The sequence below is a fragment of the Neokomagataea tanensis genome, assembly GCF_006542335.1.
In the GTDB taxonomy this organism is placed as follows: domain Bacteria; phylum Pseudomonadota; class Alphaproteobacteria; order Acetobacterales; family Acetobacteraceae; genus Gluconobacter; species Gluconobacter tanensis.
In genome coordinates this window covers 1,386,778-1,399,514 of record NZ_CP032485.1, presented here as the reverse complement: position 1 = coordinate 1,399,514, position 12,737 = coordinate 1,386,778, and the positions used below count along the sequence as shown (strand labels likewise).

Annotated in this window: 11 protein-coding genes and 4 pseudogenes; 8 read left to right on the top strand and 7 right to left on the bottom strand. The window is 48.9% G+C overall.

The window, feature by feature from the left end; all coding sequences use genetic code 11:
- Positions 1-14: 14 nt before the first annotated feature.
- Positions 15-1,157 (bottom strand): efflux RND transporter periplasmic adaptor subunit, encoded by a 1,143-nt coding sequence (locus D5366_RS06470; protein WP_141492770.1) that lies wholly within the window; start codon positions 1,155-1,157, stop codon positions 15-17.
- Positions 1,158-1,427: 270 nt separating this feature from the next.
- Positions 1,428-2,204: an OmpW/AlkL family protein gene (locus D5366_RS06465; RefSeq protein WP_141492769.1), complete on the bottom strand. Its 777-nt coding sequence runs from the start codon at positions 2,202-2,204 to the stop codon at positions 1,428-1,430.
- Positions 2,205-2,427: 223 nt separating this feature from the next.
- Here D5366_RS06465 and D5366_RS06460 point away from each other — a divergent pair, with 223 nt between their 5' ends.
- Entirely contained in the window at positions 2,428-3,159 is a 732-nt protein-coding gene (locus D5366_RS06460) for a Crp/Fnr family transcriptional regulator (RefSeq protein ID WP_240775194.1), read from the top strand.
- A gap of 147 nt (positions 3,160-3,306) precedes the next feature.
- On the opposite strand, the gene D5366_RS06455 is transcribed toward D5366_RS06460, so the two are convergent.
- Positions 3,307-4,064 (bottom strand): IS5 family transposase gene (locus tag D5366_RS06455; protein WP_141492768.1). Its coding sequence is split into 2 segments (ribosomal slippage): positions 3,307-3,743 and positions 3,743-4,064, totalling 759 coding nucleotides; the frame shifts between segments, so codons are not numbered across the junction.
- A gap of 1,016 nt (positions 4,065-5,080) precedes the next feature.
- Here D5366_RS06455 and D5366_RS06450 point away from each other — a divergent pair.
- The 3 genes from D5366_RS06450 to D5366_RS06440 all read left to right on the top strand — a co-directional run bounded on the left by D5366_RS06450 (position 5,081) and on the right by D5366_RS06440 (position 6,787).
- Positions 5,081-5,838 (top strand): IS5 family transposase gene (locus D5366_RS06450; protein ID WP_141492768.1). Its coding sequence is split into 2 segments (ribosomal slippage): positions 5,081-5,402 and positions 5,402-5,838, totalling 759 coding nucleotides; the frame shifts between segments, so codons are not numbered across the junction.
- The gene (locus D5366_RS06445) at positions 5,835-6,065 is read left to right on the top strand and encodes a hypothetical protein (protein WP_141492767.1); all 231 of its coding nucleotides are present in this window, start codon (positions 5,835-5,837) and stop codon (positions 6,063-6,065) included. Before D5366_RS06450 ends, D5366_RS06445 begins: the two co-directional genes overlap by 4 nt.
- Positions 6,062-6,787 (top strand): hypothetical protein, encoded by a 726-nt coding sequence (locus D5366_RS06440; protein WP_141492766.1) that lies wholly within the window; start codon positions 6,062-6,064, stop codon positions 6,785-6,787. Before D5366_RS06445 ends, D5366_RS06440 begins: the two co-directional genes overlap by 4 nt.
- Positions 6,788-6,901: 114 nt before the next feature.
- Here the strand turns inward: D5366_RS06440 and D5366_RS06435 are convergent.
- Positions 6,902-7,075: pseudogene (locus tag D5366_RS06435) on the bottom strand (IS5/IS1182 family transposase); the annotation flags it as partial.
- Between the two features lie 67 nt (positions 7,076-7,142).
- A pseudogene (locus tag D5366_RS12255) lies at positions 7,143-7,235 on the bottom strand (IS6 family transposase); the annotation flags it as partial.
- 31 nt (positions 7,236-7,266) lie between these two features.
- Between D5366_RS12255 and D5366_RS06425 the strand changes: the two are divergent.
- Positions 7,267-7,980 (top strand): IS6 family transposase, encoded by a 714-nt coding sequence (locus D5366_RS06425; protein ID WP_170211057.1) that lies wholly within the window; start codon positions 7,267-7,269, stop codon positions 7,978-7,980.
- Positions 7,981-8,031: 51 nt separating this feature from the next.
- Here D5366_RS06425 and D5366_RS06420 read toward each other — a convergent pair.
- A pseudogene (locus D5366_RS06420) lies at positions 8,032-8,367 on the bottom strand (transposase); the annotation flags it as partial.
- A 287-nt stretch (positions 8,368-8,654) separates the two neighbouring features.
- On the opposite strand from D5366_RS06420, the gene D5366_RS06415 reads away from it, so the two are divergent.
- From D5366_RS06415 to D5366_RS06405, 3 genes and pseudogenes are all read left to right on the top strand, one after another.
- Positions 8,655-9,581, top strand: coding sequence for a pepsin/retropepsin-like aspartic protease family protein (locus D5366_RS06415; protein ID WP_141492764.1), 927 nt, complete (start codon positions 8,655-8,657; stop codon positions 9,579-9,581).
- Between the two features lie 13 nt (positions 9,582-9,594).
- Positions 9,595-9,723: pseudogene (locus D5366_RS12130) on the top strand (cation:proton antiporter); the annotation flags it as partial.
- A 168-nt stretch (positions 9,724-9,891) separates the two neighbouring features.
- On the top strand, positions 9,892-11,268 hold the full coding sequence (locus tag D5366_RS06405; protein WP_141492763.1) for an IS1182-like element ISGdi16 family transposase: 1,377 nt from the start codon (positions 9,892-9,894) through the stop codon (positions 11,266-11,268).
- A gap of 209 nt (positions 11,269-11,477) precedes the next feature.
- Here the strand turns inward: D5366_RS06405 and D5366_RS06400 are convergent, their stop codons facing one another.
- A complete protein-coding gene (locus D5366_RS06400) occupies positions 11,478-12,581 on the bottom strand; it encodes a Fic family protein (RefSeq protein WP_141492762.1) in 1,104 nt (367 codons plus the stop codon).
- Between the last annotated feature and the right edge of the window lie 156 nt (positions 12,582-12,737).

Genomic DNA, 12,737 nt, shown 5'->3' with positions numbered 1-12,737 from the left:
TTGAAACTATCCGATCAGTCGTCGTTCAGAAGAATAGCGCCGCTGCTCACAATCTGTTCGCCAGCAGAAAGACCCGAGAGGACGCGCACATTATCGCCCTCATCGTAAGAAATACTGAGATAACGACGGCGGAACGTATCCGGCGCGGTCTGCACGAAAACAGAAACCTGATCGTTATTCATCAAAAGCGCCGTCTTGGGTATCATCAGAGCGCCCGCTTCATGGACAGCAATTTCCGCATTTGCAAACATGCCGGGGCGCAATTGCCCATCAGCATTCAAGCAAGATACGTAAAGATTCAAACGCCGAGTATCCGGCATGAGCGCCGGATCACGTGTCAGGATATCTCCTTCGCAACGTTTGCCCGGCAATGCCGGAAACGCCGCGCTAATTTTCCCGCCATTGGTCAAAGCAGCAATATGTCCTTCCGGTACAGATGCTGCGACCCACACGGTTGATGAATCAACCAGCGTCATCTGTACAGCGGTTGCGTCCGTCACATTCTGACCCGGAGCCATCTTGGTGGACGCCACAAACCCATCAACCGGAGCAATAAGTGCCACCAAGCCCTGCGCAGCGTAATCTGGCCGACTCGTTAATGTTTGTACGCGTTGCGCAGCACGTGCGGCTTCCGCCTCGGCTTGCTCCAGATCGTTATGCGCAGACTGTAAATCCTTTACCGCATTGCCACCCGCCGCTTGTACGGCTCGGGCGCGCTCAAAAGCGCGTCGTGTAAAGTCCAAAGCGGCTTTGGCTCTGCGGTCATCTGCCCACGCCTGCGCCAAGTCTCCAGCAGCAATAGTAGCCAGTACCTGCCCGCGCGTTACGCGTTGGCCCAACTGGACCAAAACCTGCGTTATCAAACCGGTCGCGGGTGACAAAACATTCACCTGTTTATCCGGTGGCACCATCACCTGCGCCGGCACAGACAGATGCGCCACGTCGTCCGCCTGCGTGACCGCGGCAACTACCAAGCGTTTTCGCAGAGGGCTCTGCGAGCGCACAACAAGCGCGCCATGGTCAACTGTAAACATAGCTGGCTCTAGATCCGTCTTGTAGCTCGGAGAGACCGAGCGGTGACCGATGAGATAACCAACAATTAAAAGAGCCAAACACATCAAGCATTTAACCAATGTGCCGCCGCGAGAACCGCGCATATTTACAGATAACCCCCGCTCATAATGTAGCCCGCATCATACAACACGGTTCCGGAATATCAGCATGAACACCCCAAGGTGCTCAGACCCGTGTCAGACACACTATTATGAGCATGCCCATGTATGGTTCGGTCACTGGCGCATATAGGGCGGATTTGGCAAGACCCTGATGTTACATGTTGCAAAAATTTCATGTGACCGACAGACCACAAAAAAGCCTCCCCCGAGATTATGGGAGAGGCCAAATGTAACTCAATATTACCTTTCAGCTTAGAAACGATATTCAATGCCTGCCGCTACAGTCGTCGGATTAAGGCTATCTCTCGCATGAATAAACGGCCCCACCCCGCCGCCACGCTCATTGATATATGCCGGAACACTTAAAAACATTTGTTTGGCATCAACGTTCACGAACCAGTTCCCCGCGATTTGATAATCAAACCCAACGTTTGCAGCTGGGCCTACGGTCGTCCTCAAATCCAGCTTTTGCACGGCACCACCGGCAGGGTTGATGTCGTAAAAGAAGGCCAAAGTCATACCAACGCCCACATAGGGGTTGAAACGCCGATGCGGACGAAAATGCCAAGCGAGAGTAACTGTTGGCGGCAGAACCCACGTACTGCCCAAATCAACTTTGCCAAGCGCTGAATCCTGCACAGCAAGCTGATGTCTTGTGCTCGCAGCGATCAGGTCCAAAGAAATATGGTCCGTGAAAAAATACTCGAACGTCAATTCAGGCATCACTTGGTTCGATGCCGAAACGCGGCCACCAATAACTCCAACACGAGAAGACGTATCTTGCGGCAATACACCAAGAGCAGAAAGGCGGATCAAGAAATCCCCTTTCCCCAAGCCCTGTTTCGTCGTGGCACAAGTCTCAAATAACCCACAAGCCTGTGCACCATGCGCCGGATATGCAGGCGCATTCAGCGTAACCATAGGGGCGCTTACATAAGCTGGCGCCTGAGCCTGCGCATAAAACGGAACACATGCAACGAGCGCAGCAGAAACGCCCAATATGCGGGATAATAGTGGCGAGGTCTTCATGGTACACATTCCAGTTACTTCTGAATGTCTTCACAAAGCGCCTCTGAACTTCCCCCGGCCTTGACCTAGATCAACTCACCAGTGTTTTGTAGATTTAACTCATAGGCCTCTGAACAACAGACGCTCGGATGACACGACTATGGCTTTGCTGTGCACATTTCCCACCAATGCCAAAAGCATCTCCGCAGGGGCCCATTGCGCTACAGAAGGACTCTGCGCAGCCATGCCCATGCCCTCCGGCCACGAAGACCCAGAAGATCGCTGTTTGCACTGCGCGGGCCGCCAGTACAGTATTTGTGACGTTATCAACGAAAATGACCTTGGCATTCTCGCCCGTGAATCCTCGCGTATGACCGTGCCCGCTGGTCGTGGTTTCATAGAAGAGGGCGAAACCGCACGAGACTTTTTCGTTGTTACTGAAGGTACAATACGCCTCTTCACACTCCTGCCCGATGGCCGACGACAAGTGACCGGCTTTGCTGAGCGTGGATCATTTCTAGGCTTGGCGGCTGAAATGTCATACGCTTTCGGCGCAGAGGCATTAACCTCCACGCAGCTTTGCCGCTTTCCACATGCCGCAATGGAACGATTAACGGCACGCTTTCCGCATCTGGAGCATCGCCTTCGCATTGAGGCCTCGCGCGAGTTGGCTCGCAGCCACGCACGTATGACTCTTCTAGGCCGCAAAACCGCGCAAGAACGCCTGGCTAGTTTCTTGGTTGAGCGCGTCGGCTGCCACCCAAGAGTAAGCGCTCAAGATTCCAGCACAGGCAAAACGCTTACGCTCCCCATGCCGCGCAGTGATATTGCAGATTATCTTGGTTTAACGATCGAAACAGTGAGCCGGGTTTTCAGCCACTTCAAACGCGAGGGGCTGATCAATATCCACAGCATTACCCAAATCGATGTCTTAAAGCCCGACCGCCTTCTTCGCATTTCCGAGGGTACGCTCTAGAGCACCCGTAATAAAAAAGGGGAGGCCCAAACCTCCCCACAACAAACCTACTGCGAGGTTTGCAGATTTAGAAATGTGCTCCGATATTCAACTGGAACGAACGCCCCATAATCGCATCATAGTAACGCGTTAAGCTAGGCTCAGGACTCATAGCCAGAAGATGACGATTGCGGCGAGGCAGACGGCTGAGAAGAAGACGGTCGGGCATCTGTCGTAGCGGGTTGCGACCCGCCGCCAGTCCTTGAGCCTTCCGAACATAATCTCGATGCGATTGCGGCGTTTATATTTTCGCTTGTCGTATTTGACCGGTTTTCCGCGAGATTTCCGTCCTGGAATGCAGGGCTTTATACCTTTCTCTTCCAGGGCGTCCCTGAACCAGTCGGCGTCATACCCGCGATCTCCCAGCATCCATTGTGCTGCAGGAAGACTGTCCAGCAGGGCAGCGGCACCGGTATAATCGCTGATCTGCCGCGCAGTCATGAAAAAGCTCAGCGGTCGTCCGTTCTGATCGGTGACCGCATGGAGTTTGGTATTCATACCGCCTTTGGTGCGACCAATCAGGCGGCCTGGATCCCCTTTTTTAGCCGCAGGCTCGAAGCCGTGCGGTGCACCTTGAGATATGTCGCATCAATCATAATCGTCTGAGGCTCGGCTTTCGCAGCAGACAGGCCATCCATCATCCGCATGAAAATGCCCATGTCACCCCAACGTTTCCAGCGGTTGTAGAGCGTTTTGTGCGGACCGTATTCCCGGGGCGCATCACGCCAGCGCATACCATTGCGGTTCACAAAAATGATGCCGCTCAGCACACGGCGGTCATCAACGCGAGGTTTGCCGTGGCTCTTGGGAAAGAACGGCCGCAGACGCTCCATCTGTTCGTCCGTCAGCCAAAACAGGTCGCTCATCTTGAGTCTCCTCACAGAGCCTGAATCAGATTTCCGCAATCAAATCAATAGGTCCTGAGCCTAGCGCAGTTGCAGTGAACGGAAGCAATCACTTATGGCGAAGTACTTATTATCGTTACGTTAGCTTTTCGATCCGTTTGGTCTATACTACGTCCGCATAGGGGGGTTAAGCCGAAGGTCGGCTATCAGTTCATAGTTATCCAATATCGGACATTCGCGATGCGAGATTAATCTGAATAGATGGCCTCTAAGTCCGGTAAAATCGCCAGAAAGGCATCGGTCATAATCTGGCGCGGCTCTGTTGCAAAGTTGAATTTTTGGCTGATTTCAGGTCGACACAAAAATCTAAACACCTATAAAATCAGTAAGTTATTTTTATCGGAATCAACACGAAAACGGCAATTTTAGAACTTTGCAACAGGGCCGATCTTTAACCTCGCCTCTTTGTGGCGGATATCAGTACTCCCAATGACATTAAAATAGAAGAAGACATAAGAATAATAGAAAAAATCACATTTATTTTTCCGGATACTATCTGCTCTCCAGAAATAATGAAAATACCTCCAGATACAATAATTATCCAAGAGTTTTTTAAAATATAACTTTCTTTTATTTTCATATTTAATACCTTTCTGGTTAACCGCCTCCAAAAGGCCCTGTTGCAAAGTTAGATTTGGGTCGCGTGGATCCATTGTGTTTTGATTTTCAAACGGTGTAAACTCCGAATTGTCTCTCGATGAGACGCACTGGCTCTGTTGCAAAGTTCTAAAATTGCCGTTTTCGTGTTGATTCCGATAAAAATAACTTACTGATTTTATAGGTGTTTGGATTTTTGTGTCGACCTGAAATCAGCCGAAAAATTAACTTTGCAACAGAGCCGGTTTGATAATATGGAAGACTTTTAGCAAATGCGGACCGAAAGCTATCCCAGCGGGAAAAACCCTCCACGGCACTAGGCTCAGGACCCATTGATTTGATTGCGGAAATCTGATTCAGGCTCTGTGAGGAGACTGAAGATGAGCGACCTGTTTTGGCTGACGGACGAACAGATGGAGCGTCTGCGGCCGTTCTTTCCCAAGAGCCACGGCAAACCTCGCGTTGATGACCGCCGTGTGCTGAGCGGCATCATTTTTGTGAACCGCAATGGTATGCGCTGGCGTGATGCGCCCCGGGAATACGGTCCGCACAAAACGCTCTACAACCGCTGGAAACGTTGGGGTGACATGGGCATTTTCATGCGGATGATGGATGGCCTGTCTGCTGCGAAAGCCGAGCCTCAGACGATTATGATTGATGCGACATATCTCAAGGTGCACCGCACGGCTTCGAGCCTGCGGCTAAAAAAGGGGATCCAGGCCGCCTGATTGGTCGCACCAAAGGCGGTATGAATACCAAACTCCATGCGGTCACCGATCAGAACGGACGACCGCTGAGCTTTTTCATGACTGCGCGGCAGATCAGCGATTATACCGGTGCCGCTGCCCTGCTGGACAGTCTTCCTGCAGCACAATGGATGCTGGGAGATCGCGGGTATGACGCCGACTGGTTCAGGGACGCCCTGGAAGAGAAAGGTATAAAGCCCTGCATTCCAGGACGGAAATCTCGCGGAAAACCGGTCAAATACGACAAGCGAAAATATAAACGCCGCAATCGCATCGAGATTATGTTCGGAAGGCTCAAGGACTGGCGGCGGGTCGCAACCCGCTACGACAGATGCCCGACCGTCTTCTTCTCAGCCGTCTGCCTCGCCGCAATCGTCATCTTCTGGCTATGAGTCCTGAGCCTAAGGCACAAACTGCAATTATAGATTTGTCATATGTTATGGGGTCAGGATTTGGTTATGTTTCTAGTAAGGATAACGCAGCTGTAGCAAAGCACCAATTATGGACTAGTTTCCGTACAGAAAACTATAAAAAAGCATCAGATAATATAAAACAAATTTTTGGAATTAAAGATTCCCGATCATTAGATAATATGAGACTTATTGGAGAAGTAGAATGATTAAAATTTCCTTAATTATATTTATGATAATATTCAATATAATAAATATTGGAATATCTTTTTCCAAAGAAAAAGATATTCCAATAAATAATTTTTGTAATTACAAAAGGCTTCCTATCTATTTAAAAGAAATAATAGCAAAAATACCTAGAAGGTATAATTCGAATACAAGGTTTTCAGATATAGATTTTAATGATTATCTGATGTCTCTTTCAGGTAGAGAATTTAATAATTTCGAAGATTGCGAATTTAGTTTGTTAAAGACAAAATATTTTAATAAATTATCTAAAAATACTAAGGATGATATTATATCTACGTACAAAACGGCTGAATCAAATACTGTTCCAAATGGAAATCAGGAAATTTCCAACCTCGTATTTTTTACAACATGTCAACCAAGAGCGTGTACTGGCACCTTTGTAGGCCACATATTTTCACGTGAAGGTGAGTTAATTGGTATTTTAATCATGACGCCATCGTCATTATCGAATGAACCTTCAAAGGATCAAAAGAAAAATACAATACCAAGTGACCCTGTAGAAGGGTGGTCTTCTTTAATTAAAAACCCTAATAGTGAATTTATTTGGGATGTAGAAGGGTGGATTTCTATAAATAAAAATTTTAACAATAAATCAAATTTGGATTTTATAAAGGAATATGTAAGTAAAATACAAAAAGATTCCTCTTTTAGTATGATTAATTTACATAATATTTCTGATTGATATTGGAGAGTTCGAAGAGCCCTTGATTGATTGCCCTTGCGCTTGATTTCTGGTTCCTGGTCCTGGTTTTCACCCTGCGCTATGAGCAAAGAGAGGGTTTCATACTCTGGATTGCTACGGAGCGGCGTTAATCCGCTCCAGGAGGAGAAAGCGGCGTATATTATGGACGATATTGGCCAGATTGATCCTCATAGTGGCCCGCGTTAAGCCTACGGTTCGGACGAACAGTCTTGTCTGTGATTTTTGATCGACAAAGACGCACTCGACGCGAGATCTGATCACCGACTTCCTCGGGCTCTGTTGCAAAGTTCCGCTTGAGTCGCGTGGGCCCCGTTTGTTTCGATTTTCAAACGGTTTAGAAGCTGAATTGTCTTTCGATGAGACGCACTTCTCCCATGATACCCTCTTGGAACTGGAAGAGTTCAGCTTGTCCCTTTTTCAAGGCGCGCGGTGATGTCACGTTAAGTTTGGCCTACTAGATGACGCCGATGAGTAAAATACCAGTGAGTTACAAACGGCATCGTTTCCCGCGTGAATTGATAGCCCATGCGGTATGGTTGTATTTCCGTTTTCCATTGAGCTTTCGTTTGGTTGAGGAAATGCTGCTCGAACGTGGGATTGTGGTATCGTATGAGACGATCCGTCGCTGGAGCTTGAAGTTTGGTGCGGAGTATGTTCGCAGTCTGCGCCGCAAGCGCGCCAAACGGGACGATATATGGCATTTGGACGAAGTCAGGGTTGTGATTAGCGGCCACATTCATTGGCTCTGGCGCGCTGTCGATCAAGACGGCTATATCCTTGATGAAATCTTACAAAAACGGCGCAATACCAAGGCCGCCAAGCGTCTCCTGACCCGCCTTTTGCGCAAGCAGGGCGTGCGCCCCCGGCGGATGATCACGGATAAGCTGAGCTCTTACGGGGCCGCAAAGTGCGAACTCCGTTTGTCTGTCCAACACCTTTCCCGCAAAGGGCTGAACAATCGAGCGGAAAACAGCCATTTACCGCTACGAAAACGGGAACGAACCATGCAAAGGTTCCGATCTCCGGGCGGATGTCAGAGGTTATCAACCGTCTTCTCGGCCGTCCGTAATTTCTTCGTTCCACCCGCCGCTAACGCCAATGCCCTCTCACGACACATTCATCGTCTCCAAGCCTTCGCCCAGTGGAATACCGCGACTATTCTCGCAGCTTGAAATCACTCAAATACAACCATACTCAAAGCAAAAAACTTAACGTGACATCACCGCCTCGCGTCCCGCGGCTTCACGATCGAGCATCAGGCAGACATCATGGATGGCCTGAAACAGGAAACGGCGCATTAGCCTGCGGAACCACCAATAGACGGTCTGTCATGGACCAAAATGAACAGGCAACATTTCCCAGCCACAGCCTGAGCGGACAAGATAACGCAGCGCATTGATGATCTCACGAAAATCGGTTGCTCGTTTCTGGCCACGCCGGTTCAAAGGCTGCATCAGGGGCGCTATGCGCTCCCATTCCTCATCGGTCAGATCAGACGGATAACGCTTCGTCTTGCGCGTAATGTCGGCCATTCGGCCTCGTTGTTCTGGCGTCCACATCCTGAGTGTGAATCACACGCAACACGCCCTGAAAACCCCTCACGCTCAATTTCCAAAAGGGCTCTAATATAATCGTGTCAGCATTTTTATGTCGACGTTCGTTTCGATCCGCATATCCAAGTCGTTTGTAGCTTTTCGATATTCAGTCATAGTAGTTACTATGAAGAGTGCAGCCGTCATGTTCGACACCTGATATCGAAGGCCGATCGTCTCCGTCGCAACGTATGGTATACACAGGGTCTGACTTACCGATTTTTTTAGGCATTGTCATATACGGAGTGTTTTTTATGTGCGATTATACGACACGTAAAAGAAATTCTCTAAGAGCATTAAGCGCTTTTTGTTGTCTTTTCTTCTTTGGTTCGGCATTTTGTGCGGAGCCCGCATCTAATCCGCACTCTGGATGCTTCGATTTTATTTGGGTTGGCTCACCTGAATTACCTCGAAAGAAGGTAGGTATGATGGTACCTGTGGAAGTCAACGGGCAGAACGGGTTTTTGCAGTTTGATACAGGCGCGCCTACCACTGCGTTGTATGGAGAAATTTCTGATCAACTGCATCTGACCACTGAAAGCCAAAATAGTTTGGTGCCAAATTCTTTTTGTGCTGGGAACATGTGTTGGAGTCACCTCTCTTTAAGTATCGATCGTAAGAAAAAAATTGACGGCAATAAAATAATTGGTCATATGGGGTTGAATACATTTATAGGTCAGATTGTAGTCATAGACTACCCTCATAAGAGTGTATGTGTTTTAAATAATAAAGACGATATTAAGAATTTCTCTTGGTATAACGCTTCAATACACAATAATACATTTTACATAACCGGAAGTGTGGGAAGTAAAAAATTCGACCACCTGTTGTTCGATACGGGATCTAGCCTTTTTACGATCCAAATACCGCCTGTTATTTGGGATAATATGGATGGCGACACCACAGACGCACCAGCCATTCCAGGTAGAACATACGACGGTAAAAGCTCTGTAATAATAAGCAAAATCATGAAAGACGGTGTTACTATTGGCCCTCTCACTTTGCGTAGGCCGGTGGTTTATCAGAGCTCTGATACATTAACAGCTATAATCGCTAATCGTGGAGCCGATGGCTTGGTAGGAAACGCCGCTTTTTTCCGAAATACTGTAATATTAGATTTAAGAAATCCGGCGCGATTTGGCGTATCAAATGATGTATTTGACAATAAGCATGCTCGCTAACTCTAGCTACTGAGGAGACTTGCGGGAACTGCTGTTGCTTGTATGTTACGGCGTAGTGGTGTTTGCGATTATTGTGCAGGGGCTAACCATGGAGCGTGTTGCCTGCAAACTCTATCCATCCTCTACGCTTGGACCGCAATAATACGCCTCTGATTATTTGAAGTACCGCTTCGTAAGGAGAAAGTAATGGCCGCTTTATCATATTTTTCAACACAAAGCCGACTTTCCGCTCCCCCCCGATAGTGTTGAAAAAGTCGCGCTTGCTTTGAGAGTGAAGCACTGATTCACTCTTCGCAGGAGGAACCTGCAAATGATGGGTGATCGAACGAAAATACAGGAGGCACTGTTCTACGAGTTCCGTCTTGAAGATCATGTGCCAACTGGCCACCTTTTGCGTTCAATTGATCGCTTTGTCGATCTGGACGGCCTGCGTGAGCATCTGCGCCCATTTTACAGCGGTACGGGGCGGCCTTCAATCGATCCCGAGCTGATCATCAGGATGTTAATCGTTGGCTACGTGATGGGGATTCGATCCGAGCGACGGCTATGTGAAGAAGTCCATCTTAACCTGGCCTACCGGTGGTTCTGTGGCCTTGGTCTCAACGGCCCTGTGCCTGATCATTCGACATTCTCGAAAAACCGGCACGGACGCTTCCGGGAGAGTGATCTGCTTCGCCAAATGTTCGAAATGACCGTCCGGCAGTGCATCGCCAAGGGACTGGTGGGCGGTGAAGGCTTTGCGGTCGATGCCAGCACGATCAAGGCCGACGCCAATCGGCAGCGCAGTGTTCCGAGCTCAGATAAACTGCCGATCGAGGCAGCCCAACGTGCTGTGCGGGAGTATTTCTCGGTGCTGGACGATGCTGCATTTGGGTCTGCTACGCCCGTGCAACCAAAATATATCTCTCCGGTCGATCCTGCGGCACGTTGGAACGCTGCAAGCGGTGGCCTTGCTTATTATGCCTACTGCACAAATTACCTCATTGACCTTAAATCGGCTGTCATCATGGATGTAGAAACCACGACAGCCATCCGGCAGGCCGAGGTTACGGCGCAACGCAGAATGATAGAGCGTACGCAGGAAACATTTGGAATATGGCCCGAAAGGCTAGCTGCGGATACAGCTTATGGATCCGCTGAAAATCTTGCGTGGCTGGTTCATGAGCGTGGCATCGAACCTCACATTCCGGTCTTCGACAAATCTGCCCGGCAGGACGGGACTTTCGAACGTCGAGATTTCACATATAACCACGTGCACGATCTTTACATCTGTCCTGGAGGACAGGAACTGAAGCAGCAGTGGCGCAAGATCAACTCGGATCAACCAAATGCCCCTCCCGACAACCTACTTCGATACCGTTCGTCGAAACGGGCGTGCGACGTATGCACTTTCAAACCAAAATGCTGCCCCAATCAGCCCAGTCGTAAGGTTCTGCGCTCTATTCATGAAGGCGCTCGTGATATGGCTCGCGACATTGCTTTAACCGACGCCTATATTATCTCCAGACGAGAACGAAAGAAGGTCGAAATGCTGTTTGCTCACCTCAAGCGCATTTTGAAGATCGATCGGTTGAGGCTCAGAGGACCAAACGGCGCCCGTGATGAGTTCCATCTCGCCGCAGCTGCCCAAAATCTCCGCAAAATGGCGAAACTGATACCTCCCGGAGCACCTGCCTTATCCACCTGAGGCAAGAACGCTGCACTTATGTCGCAGTGGCTTGGCAACACTTTCACTCTTCACCATGAGTTTTTCAACACTACCGTCCGTTTGCGGACAGATGCCCACAACCTATGGCAGGGCATGAAAGGCACTTTCGTGTCGTTACCTCGTTTCAACCGGACAACTAAAAAACTTTATGTCGCGCTTGGTACATTTGCGAGGGATGAAATCCTCAGTTATCCGAGACAAAGCGAATACCGAGCATATTTATTGTCTCCCGTTCGATGAAGAGCACCAAGTGACACGAGATTTGCCAGATCACGCGTGGCAGTGGCTGATGTCGCTCCTGTAATGGACCGGTAATTTTGAGCACTCAGACCACCCTGGAATCCATCAGAACCTTCTGCCAACATGCGAAGAATGGCTTTTTCCTGTCGAGCATTGAGCTTCCCCCGCCAGCGGTCCAGAAAACGCGTCTTCTCAATCAAAAACTGGATTTTCTGAAGCGTTTGAGACTGTGCTTCCAGAACAATCTGAGAAAACCAGATCATCCAATCCTCTATCTGATTTGTTTTACTGGCTCGGTTCAGTTCGAGATAATATGCTTTTTTGTGCGTATTGATGGTTGCTGCCAAAGCGGTCAGCGTCGGTCCTTCAAGGCTTTGCGTTAATGCTTTTTCAGCAATAGCCCGTCCGATACGGCCATTGCCATCTTCAAAAGGATGGATGGTTTCAAACCAAAGATGGGCAATTGCAGCGCGCTCTATAGCGGGCAAAGGTTCAGACCCGCTTGGGGCAGTTCTATTAAACCAAAGAATAAGCTGTGCCATCTCAGAAGGCACAGCCTGAGAGGGTGGAGCCTCAAAATGGATGTGCGGTTCATGGATAGGGCCTGAGATAATCTGCATTGCCTCAGCATGCACCCTATATCCCCCAATAACATCTAAATCACGCCGACCGTTCATAAGCATGGTATGCCAAACAAAGAGGCTTTGGTCTGTTAGCGGTGCGGCATAATGCTGATAGAGATCGACCATCAATTCAGCGGCCCCCGCTTCAGCGGGAGTAGAACGGCGCCTGTCTGCAGCGAACCCTAAGTGTCGAGCAATCGATGATTGTACACTCGCCCGATCAAGCACTTCGCCTTCAATGGCGGAACTTTCGACCATTTCTTCCGACATAAGCTGAACGACAAGCTGTTGATTAGCACCTGTGTCCAGATGCCGCATCGCACCCACGATGACGCCTGAACCTCTTAGGAATTTCGTTTCAGCGTCGCGTAAGCAGTTTTTCTCAAACTGAAAATACGGCCAGTCTGGACGCTGCCAATTCCAACGCATGATTGATACTCCGAGGTTATATCAATCATTTTATATGCTATTTATGATTTATAGAAGCTCAATCTATCCATCATCGACCAGGAAATGTATAAATGGCGCTCCTTGAAATTACTCATGCAGAAATTCCGCTCTCCCGGGGATGTCATAGGTGCGTCT

What these genes read in the sequence shown, in the direction of transcription:
- D5366_RS06440 (WP_141492766.1), top strand. Translation starts at nt 6,062, where the DNA reads ATGATTAAAATTTCCTTAATTATATTTATGATAATATTCAATATAATA.
- D5366_RS06425 (WP_170211057.1), top strand. Translation starts at nt 7,267, where the DNA reads ATGACGCCGATGAGTAAAATACCAGTGAGTTACAAACGGCATCGTTTC.
- D5366_RS06460 (WP_240775194.1), top strand. Translation starts at nt 2,428, where the DNA reads ATGCCCATGCCCTCCGGCCACGAAGACCCAGAAGATCGCTGTTTGCAC.
- D5366_RS06400 (WP_141492762.1), bottom strand. Translation starts at nt 12,581, where the DNA reads ATGCGTTGGAATTGGCAGCGTCCAGACTGGCCGTATTTTCAGTTTGAG.
- D5366_RS06470 (WP_141492770.1), bottom strand. Translation starts at nt 1,157, where the DNA reads ATGCGCGGTTCTCGCGGCGGCACATTGGTTAAATGCTTGATGTGTTTG.
- D5366_RS06445 (WP_141492767.1), top strand. Translation starts at nt 5,835, where the DNA reads ATGAGTCCTGAGCCTAAGGCACAAACTGCAATTATAGATTTGTCATAT.
- D5366_RS06405 (WP_141492763.1), top strand. Translation starts at nt 9,892, where the DNA reads ATGATGGGTGATCGAACGAAAATACAGGAGGCACTGTTCTACGAGTTC.
- D5366_RS06415 (WP_141492764.1), top strand. Translation starts at nt 8,655, where the DNA reads ATGTGCGATTATACGACACGTAAAAGAAATTCTCTAAGAGCATTAAGC.
- D5366_RS06465 (WP_141492769.1), bottom strand. Translation starts at nt 2,204, where the DNA reads ATGAAGACCTCGCCACTATTATCCCGCATATTGGGCGTTTCTGCTGCG.